This window comes from Pseudomonadota bacterium (assembly GCA_034189865.1).
In the GTDB taxonomy this organism is placed as follows: domain Bacteria; phylum Pseudomonadota; class Gammaproteobacteria; order UBA5335; family UBA5335; genus JAXHTV01.
The window spans coordinates 34886-42628 of sequence record JAXHTV010000021.1 but is presented as its reverse complement, the minus strand read 5'-3'; the positions used below and the strand labels follow the sequence as shown (position 1 = coordinate 42628).

Below are 7743 nucleotides of genomic sequence, written 5' to 3'. Positions count from 1 at the left end.
ATGGCTTACGTGACTTGGCGGATGGCAATCAGATTCGCTGGTTGCCGGAGCCTTTTCACGCCCGCCACATTGAAGGCGCGCACGTCGTGGTGGCCGCCACGGATGATGTTTGCATCAATGACGAGGTATCTCGCCGGTGTGATGAGCGGCAGATCCCCGTCAACGTCGTCGATGACCCGGAGAGATCGTCGTTCATCGTTCCGGCGGTGGTGGATCGATCGCCGCTCGTGATCGGGATATCCAGTGGCGGAGCGGCTCCGGTGTTGACCCGTTTGTGGCGCGCCCGCTTGGAGGTCATGTTACCGGCCGGATATGGACGTTTGGCGGCGCTTGCGCAGTCATTCAGAGCCCAAGTGAAGGCGCGGATTTCCGGCAGTTCGGCGCGGCTACGTTTTTGGGAATCGGTGCTCGACGGCCCGGTGGCCGAACATATGTTGGCCGGTCGGGAGGATGAAGCCAGCCGGTTGCTTCAGGTCATGCTGGAGCAGGGTTCGGAAAAGCGGAATCACTTAACCGGAGAAGTTTATCTGGTCGGGGCGGGGCCAGGGGATCCCGACCTGCTCACCTTTCGTGCCCTCCGTCTGATGCAAAAGGCAGACGTGGTTCTATACGACCGCTTGGTATCACCGGGGATTTTGGATTTGGTCCGCAAGGATGCCGAACGCATCTACGTGGGTAAGGCGCGTAAAAACCATGCCTTGCCTCAGTCGGACATCAATTCACTGCTGGTGGAACATGCCCGTGAAGGAAAGCGGGTGCTTCGTTTGAAAGGCGGTGATCCGTTCATCTTCGGGCGAGGCGGGGAGGAAATTGAAAGTCTCATGCAATTCGGTATCCCGTTCCAAGTGGTACCGGGTATTACCGCCGCTTCGGGGTGTGCGGCCTACGCGGGCATTCCGTTGACCCACCGCGATCATGCGCATTCCTGCAGTTTCGTCACCGGGCATCCGAAAGACGGTGGCGTGGATCTGGATTGGGCGACGCTGACTCAACCCAACCATACTGTGGTGATCTACATGGGCCTGCAGGGCCTTGAAAAGATTTGCCAGCAGCTGATCGACCGCGGGCTTTCGCCAGAACATCCCGCGGCGCTGATTCAGCAAGGTACCACGCCGGCACAACGTGTGATCATCAGCGATTTGGCGCGGTTGGCCGAACGCGCCAATGAGCAACCCTTGGTGCCGCCGACCCTGGTGATTGTCGGAGAGGTGGTTCGGTTGCACGAGAAACTCGCCTGGTTCCGCGCCGATCCGACCCTGCGGAACGCTTTTGCGCCGACCGGTCAATAGCACAAGCCGAGCAGGTAGAAAAAACCCCGCTTGAGGCGGGGTTTTTTCTACCGATGCGGAATCGCTGATTCGATCAGTCGTCACCGCCGAAGAAGCCCAACAACTGTAACAGGGCCAGAAACAGGTTGTAGATCGATATGTACAAGGTGATGGTGGCCATGATGTAGTTGGTCTCATGGCCATGAACGATGTTGCTCGTCTCGTACAGAATCAGAGCCGACATCAGCAGCACGACCATCGCCGATACGGCAAGGGAAAGCGCCGGCAGACTGAAGATCATGGCACCTATACTTGCCAGGAAGGCCACCAAAATGCCCACCATCACGAACCCGCCGAGGAAGCTGAAATCCTTCCGGGTGGTCATCGCGTAGCCGGAAAGGCCGAGAAATATGGCACCTGTTCCACCCATTGCCGTGGCAACCAACTGGCTACCGTTCGAAAATTGGGTTAGATAAAAACTAATGATCGGACCTAAAGTCAGTCCCATAAAGCCCGTGAGCGCGAACACGAAAACCAGGCCCAAGGCGCTATTACGAAAACGGGTGGTGAGAAACAACAAGGCGAAATATCCGATCAACGTCAGAATCGGACCAGGATGTGGGATCGCCAACATCATCGACACGCCTGCGGTCAGGGCACTGAACAGCAGCGTGAGTGACAGCAGCATGTAAGTGTTTCGGATTAACTTGTTGGTCGCAAGCGTAGATGCCTGCGACTGGATCACCGTCGGTTCGTAGTTGGCCATAAAACTTCCTCCAGAAGACGCGAATGCAGCCTAGTGTATCGGCTCACGGGGTACTTTCTGAGACACTGCTCTAATGCCCTCAGTTCCCTATTTGGAAGAGGTTACCACCGGGGGGTGGCTGGGGAAAGCGTTTGGTCCTGGAAATGGTCGCGGGTGATGAGTATCCTGAGCGCGAATTTTGACGATGGTGGGTTGGCAGAGCGGTTGAATGCACTGGTCTTGAAAACCAGCAAGGGTTAACGCCCTTCCAGGGTTCGAATCCCTGACCCACCGCCATTCTGCGCCTTCGAGGGCGATGCGTCGCAGGGGGCATCGGCGCGGAGTCGCACATTTTCTTAGCTACCACAAAAATGAGGGCTTCGCGGTGGGGCCCGTTGTCACCGAAGCGCCATATGATGACAGAACGCTACCAGCGATTTCGTGATTTTTACCCGTTTTACTTGTCCGAGCACAGCAACTCCACCTGTCGCCGGCTGCATTTTCTGGGAAGTGCTCTGGTTTTGGTGGTTTCCGGCATCATGTTGTTGACCGGACGCTGGTGGTTGGTTCTTACGCTTCCGCTGTTTGGTTATGGTTTTGCCTGGGTGGGGCATTTCTTCTTTGAACACAACCGACCCGCGACCTTCACACACCCTATTTACAGCTTAATCGGCGATTGGTGCATGTTTAAAGATATGTTGACGGGCAAAATCAAGTTTTGATCGCAGCCGTGATAGAGGCGATCAATCCCGTCACTTAATATAGGTTCTTTTAGCCTTTTCCAATCAGCCACGGCCGTGATGGCCCACAATCGGATGAACAAGGAAACCCTTTTGCCGTCACAGAGCACGTCATCGCCGCAGCCCGTTGATGACGGTATGAAAACCCAGTACTACGCAGGGGTCGATCTGGGTTCCAACAGCTTTCATCTGGTGCTTGCTCGGCGAGTGAACCAGCAACTTCAAATCGTTGATCGGATGCGCGAAATGGTTCGCTTAGGGGCGGGCCTGCGCGATGACGGCCGGATCGACAAGGAGACCCAAACTCGTGCCCTCGCCGCCGCGGTTCGGTTTGGTGATCGCTTGCGCGGGCTGCCGAGTGATCATGTTCGCGTGGTGGGGACCTACACCCTTCGGCGAGCACGGCGGGCGGATAAGTTTCTCGATCGGGTGGCGGATGCCATCGGACACCCGGTGGAAATCATATCGGGCCAAGAGGAAGCCCGTTTGATCTATCGCGGCGTGGGATTTACCCGGGGCGTTGCGAAAAGCCGTCGTCTGGTCTTCGATATTGGTGGTGGCAGCACGGAGCTGATTCTCGGCGAAGGGCCGCACCCTTTGGCAATGGAAAGCCTGTTCATGGGCTGCGTCAGCTACAGTCATCGGTTCTTTCCCAATGGTCGTATTACCCGTAAACGGTGGCGACAGGCGGAAATTGCGGCTCGGCTGGAACTGCAGCCGGTGGAGAGCCAGTTCCGAGGACTGGGATGGCAAGAGGCGGTGGGGACCTCCGGTTCCGTTCGTGCCATGTCCAACGTTCTGACCGAGCAGGGCGCCGAAGATGGGGTGATCTCGCCCGCTGGCCTGGCCGATCTCAAACAGCAGCTATTGGATATTGGCCACATTGACCGGCTGTCTTTCCCCACGTTGACTTCGGACCGCGCTGCGGTGTTCGTGGGTGGCGTGGTCATTCTGTGCGCCGCATTCGAAGGCTTGGGCATCGAACGTCTGATCCCCTGCGACGGCGCGCTGCGCGAAGGACTCCTGGATGAAATGGTTGGACCGGAGGTGCGAGAAGATGTCCGAAATCAAACGGTCGAGTCACTGCTGACGCTTTACCACGCCGATCGTCTCCAAGCGCAACAGGTCGGCGACACAGCAATCTATTTTTTCGACCAGGTCGCGGCACAGTGGGGTATTGACGATCACGAACTGCGCGAGTTGTTGGCGTATAGCGCGCAACTGCATGAGATTGGTTTAGCGGTCTCGCACAGCGGCTATCACAAGCATGGGCATTATTTGTTGAGTCATGGCGATCTGGCGGGATTCTCATGGGAAAATCAAGGCCTGATTGCCGCCTTGGTAAGGCTGCACCGGCGCAAATTGGTCTTGCAAGGCACGGCCGATCAGGTGGTTTTGGAATACAGCAACGCGGTGTTGCCCTTGATTGTGTTGTTGCGGTTGGCCGTCTTAATGCACCGTAACCGCGTGCATGAAGCCCACCCGGATGTCACGCTCACGGCGGGCGATAAAAAACTCCATTTGCAGTTTCCGCCGCGATGGTTGTCCGAACGACCGTTAATGGAAGCTGACCTGATTCAAGAGGCGCGTTACTTGCGCGGATCGGGTTACAAGCTCACCTTTGGTAGTGAAGGTGAGACACCTTTCTCGCTATGACATTTCAGAAAGCTGATTCAGCAGAGCGATTTGGGCGCTGAAGAGCGTTTTTCCCTGGGGTTTGGCCTGGACATAACTGCCGTCGCTTTGTAAAAGCCAGGCCTGGCAGTTGTCGGACAAATAATTGGCAAAACTTTCCTCGATCACGCGCGCCTTGAGACGCGGGTCGAGCAGGGGAAAGGCGATCTCGATGCGCTTGTGGAGGTTTCGCTCCATCAGATCCGCGCTGGAACAATAGACTTCCGGCTCGCCGTTGTTCTCGAAGTAGTAAATGCGGGTGTGTTCCAGGAAGCGGCCGATAATCGCACGAACCCGGATGTTGTCAGAAATTCCGGGTACGTTCGGGCGCAAGCAGCAAATGCCGCGCACGATCAGATCGATTTCCACCCCAGCTTGGGAGGCAGCGTATAGGGCCCGAATGATTTCCGGGTCGGTGAGTCCGTTTACTTTCATCATCAGCCGGGCAGGCAGGCCTTTCTTGGCATGGCGGATTTCACGGTCAATTCTTTCCAAGACGCCTTTGAACAGGCCGAAAGGGGATTGCAGCAAACTGTTGAGTTGAGGTACGCGGCCTAGAGATGTCAGCTGTAGAAAAACATTCCCCACATCATCGGTGATATCCGGGTTGCAGGTGAGCAGCCCGTAGTCGGTATAAAGACGGGCGGTCCGGGCGTGGTAGTTGCCTGTCCCAAGATGCACGTAGTGCCGGAGCTCCTTGTGCTCGCGCCGTACCACCCAGCACATCTTGGCGTGGGTTTTGTAGCCCACCACGCCGTACACAACGTGCGCGCCCGCTTCTTGCAGCCGGTTGGCCAAACCGATATTCGCTTCTTCGTCGAAACGTGCCCGCAACTCAATCACGACCGTGACTTCCTTGCCGTTCTGGGCGGCCTGGCGCAAAAGCTCAACGATGGCTGAATCGGTCCCCGTCCGGTAGAGCGTCTGCCGGATGGCCAACACGTTGGGGTCGATACTGGCCTGCCGGAGAAATTCCACCACCGGGGTAAACGACTCGAACGGATGGTGGAGCAGGATATCCTGTTGGCGAATGACGTCGAAGATGTTCGAGCCGGCGGACAATGGTCTGGGCAATCCGGGCGTGAACGAAGGGTAAGTTAGATCGGGACGTTCCACGAGATCCAGAATGGCCATGAGCCGATTTAGGTTCACGGGCCCGTCGACCAGATAAAGATCCTGTTGTTCCAGTTCGAACCGTTTCAATAAATAATCGGTAAGCTCTTCCGGGCAATCGTTCGCAATTTCCAGTCGGACCTCATCGCCATAGCGGCGCGAAAACAGCTCACCTTCCACTGCCCGCAACAGATCGTCCACTTCTTCTTCGTCGACGAACAGGTCGCTGTTGCGGGTGAGGCGGAACTGATAACAGCCGGTTACCTTCATGCCGGGAAACAGGTGGCTGACATGGGCCTGAATGATGGAGCTCAAAAGTACGAAGCAGTCAGTATCGCGGGCCCGGCCGGACGGTATCCGTATCACCCTGGGTAGAACCCGCGGCGCCTGCAGTATGGCCAGTGCGCTGTTTCGGCCAAAGGCGTCTTTACCCTCCAGAGACAAAATAAAGTTCAGGCTCTTGTTCAAAATCCGCGGGAAAGGATGGGCCGGGTCCAGACCCATGGGGCTCAGCAGCGGAAGGACCTCCTCGGTGAAAAACTCTTTAATCCACCGGGCCTGAGTGCGACTCCACTGCCCCGCGTTTAAGATTTGGATGTTCTCATTGCGCAGTGCTGGCAGTAGCTGTTCGTTCAACACCCGATATTGCTGCTCCACCAGATCGTGCGTCCGCATACTGATGAGCCGGAGTGTCTCGACGGGGGAGCGGTGATCGGCGTTGGTTTGTACCGAACCGTATGCCTGCAATTCTTTGAGTCCGGCAACCCGGATCTCGAAAAACTCGTCCAGATTGCTGCTGGAAATACACAGGAACTTCAGTCGCTCCAGCAGCGGCGTATCTTCGTTTCGAGCTTGTTCCAAAACGCGTTGGTTGAAAGCAAGTAAGCTGAGTTGCCGGTTGAGATACAGTTCGGGTTTTTTTAAATCTGCGTTTTGCATGAGTTACTGCGATGATGGAAGTACAGTTCGGCGCGTCCACTGAGCGACCGGCCCAGAGCGGACAATCAAATGGGGCCTAATCGTAATCTAAAGCGGTGAAGTTTCCGTGACAGGGCTTCACTATAGCCGCGATTGCGCATTGTGGCCATCGCCTTGCGCGATCGGCCTACGAATGGCGGTTCCCGCGACAGCGCCCCGAGGCCGGGTCACTTGGCGGTGAGTATACCGGTGATCAGCACCGATGCGATGGCGAGAATGACCAATAGAATCATCTGCAGATTCCTCAGTGGTTGTGGTTAACGGCCGAGGTCGCGTCACTGGAATTAAATGTAAATGAGAATCACTCGCATTTCAAGTCGGCAAGGGAATAGCTGTTGATCGATCCCACATCATTAAACGACTGTCTCGAGGGGCTGCGGGAGGCCGTCGGCGAGCCTCTTGAGCTTCTCGATGTTGCGCCGATCGGTGGCGGCGATATCAACACTGCACTGCGGCTCACGACCACCCGCGGCGAGTGGTTCGTGAAGCTTAATCGGCCGGGTCGTATGTCCATGCTGCAGGCAGAAGCCTTCGGGCTGGAACGATTGGGTCAGGCGAAACGATTGCGGGTGCCGAAGGTCGTTGCCTGCGGCGCGGGTTCCCACAATGCGTATCTGGTTCTGGAGTGGCTCAATTTGCGGCCACTAGACGATCGCGGCATGGCACGGCTGGGTGCTCAGTTGGCGGATCTGCACCGGGTGACCGAGCAGCAATTCGGATGGGGGCGAGACAACACCATCGGAACCACCCCGCAAGCGAATCGTTGGGAGACGGACTGGGTGGCATTCTTCCGTGAGCGGCGCTTGGCACCCATGCTGGCAAGCGTCGAGGGGATCAATCCGGCTTTGGCGGAACTCGGTCGGCCGGTTATGGCCCGAATTGAGCGCTTGTTCGACCACTACCGGCCGGTTCCATCCTTGCTGCATGGAGATCTCTGGCAGGGAAACGTGTCCATGGACGAGCGCGGCGCACCAGTGATCTTCGATCCGGCGATCTACTTTGGTGACCGGGAAACAGATTTGGCCATGACCGAGCTATTCGGTGGCTTATCGCCGGCGTTTTACGCCGAGTATCAAAAAGCCTGGCCGCTGGATGAGGGGTATGCGCGACGACGCGACCTGTATCAGCTCTACCACATTCTGAACCACGTGATTTTGTTCGGTTCCGCTTATGTGACCAGCGCGCACCGACTCCTGCAGCGCTTGTTGGCGGAAGTCGAGTGAAA

Annotated in this window: 6 protein-coding genes and 1 tRNA gene; 5 read left to right on the top strand and 2 right to left on the bottom strand. The window is 56.8% G+C overall.

Annotated elements, in window-relative coordinates; translation table 11 throughout:
• Positions 1 to 1289 (top strand): siroheme synthase CysG (cysG, locus tag SVU69_10355; GenBank protein MDY6943399.1); only part of this gene is annotated, 1289 nt, incomplete at its 5' end.
• A gap of 73 nt (positions 1290 to 1362) precedes the next feature.
• Here cysG and SVU69_10350 read toward each other — a convergent pair.
• On the bottom strand, positions 1363 to 2034 hold the full coding sequence (locus SVU69_10350) for a Bax inhibitor-1/YccA family protein (protein MDY6943398.1): 672 nt from the start codon (positions 2032 to 2034) through the stop codon (positions 1363 to 1365).
• A 186-nt stretch (positions 2035 to 2220) separates the two neighbouring features.
• Here SVU69_10350 and SVU69_10345 point away from each other — a divergent pair.
• The 3 genes from SVU69_10345 to SVU69_10335 all read left to right on the top strand — a co-directional run bounded on the left by SVU69_10345 (position 2221) and on the right by SVU69_10335 (position 4409).
• Positions 2221 to 2310: transfer RNA gene (locus tag SVU69_10345), tRNA-Ser, on the top strand.
• A gap of 116 nt (positions 2311 to 2426) precedes the next feature.
• Positions 2427 to 2735, top strand: a complete 309-nt coding sequence (locus tag SVU69_10340; protein ID MDY6943397.1) for a DUF962 domain-containing protein — start codon at positions 2427 to 2429, stop codon at positions 2733 to 2735.
• Between the two features lie 156 nt (positions 2736 to 2891).
• The gene (locus tag SVU69_10335) at positions 2892 to 4409 is read left to right on the top strand and encodes a Ppx/GppA phosphatase family protein (GenBank protein ID MDY6943396.1); all 1518 of its coding nucleotides are present in this window, start codon (positions 2892 to 2894) and stop codon (positions 4407 to 4409) included.
• Here SVU69_10335 and ppk1 read toward each other — a convergent pair.
• Positions 4404 to 6479: a polyphosphate kinase 1 gene (gene ppk1 / locus SVU69_10330; GenBank protein ID MDY6943395.1), complete on the bottom strand. Its 2076-nt coding sequence runs from the start codon at positions 6477 to 6479 to the stop codon at positions 4404 to 4406. The genes SVU69_10335 and ppk1 overlap by 6 nt on opposite strands.
• Positions 6480 to 6853: 374 nt before the next feature.
• Here ppk1 and SVU69_10325 point away from each other — a divergent pair, with 374 nt between their 5' ends.
• Positions 6854 to 7741 carry a fructosamine kinase family protein gene (locus SVU69_10325; GenBank protein MDY6943394.1) on the top strand — a complete coding sequence of 296 codons (888 nt, stop codon included), beginning with the start codon at positions 6854 to 6856 and terminating at the stop codon, positions 7739 to 7741.
• The last annotated feature ends 2 nt before the right edge of the window (positions 7742 to 7743 follow it).

Coding starts and splice junctions, on each gene's coding strand:
- SVU69_10350 (MDY6943398.1), bottom strand. CDS start 2,034: ATGGCCAACTACGAACCGACGGTGATCCAGTCGCAGGCATCTACGCTT.
- SVU69_10340 (MDY6943397.1), top strand. CDS start 2,427: ATGATGACAGAACGCTACCAGCGATTTCGTGATTTTTACCCGTTTTAC.
- SVU69_10335 (MDY6943396.1), top strand. CDS start 2,892: ATGAAAACCCAGTACTACGCAGGGGTCGATCTGGGTTCCAACAGCTTT.
- ppk1 (MDY6943395.1), bottom strand. CDS start 6,479: ATGCAAAACGCAGATTTAAAAAAACCCGAACTGTATCTCAACCGGCAA.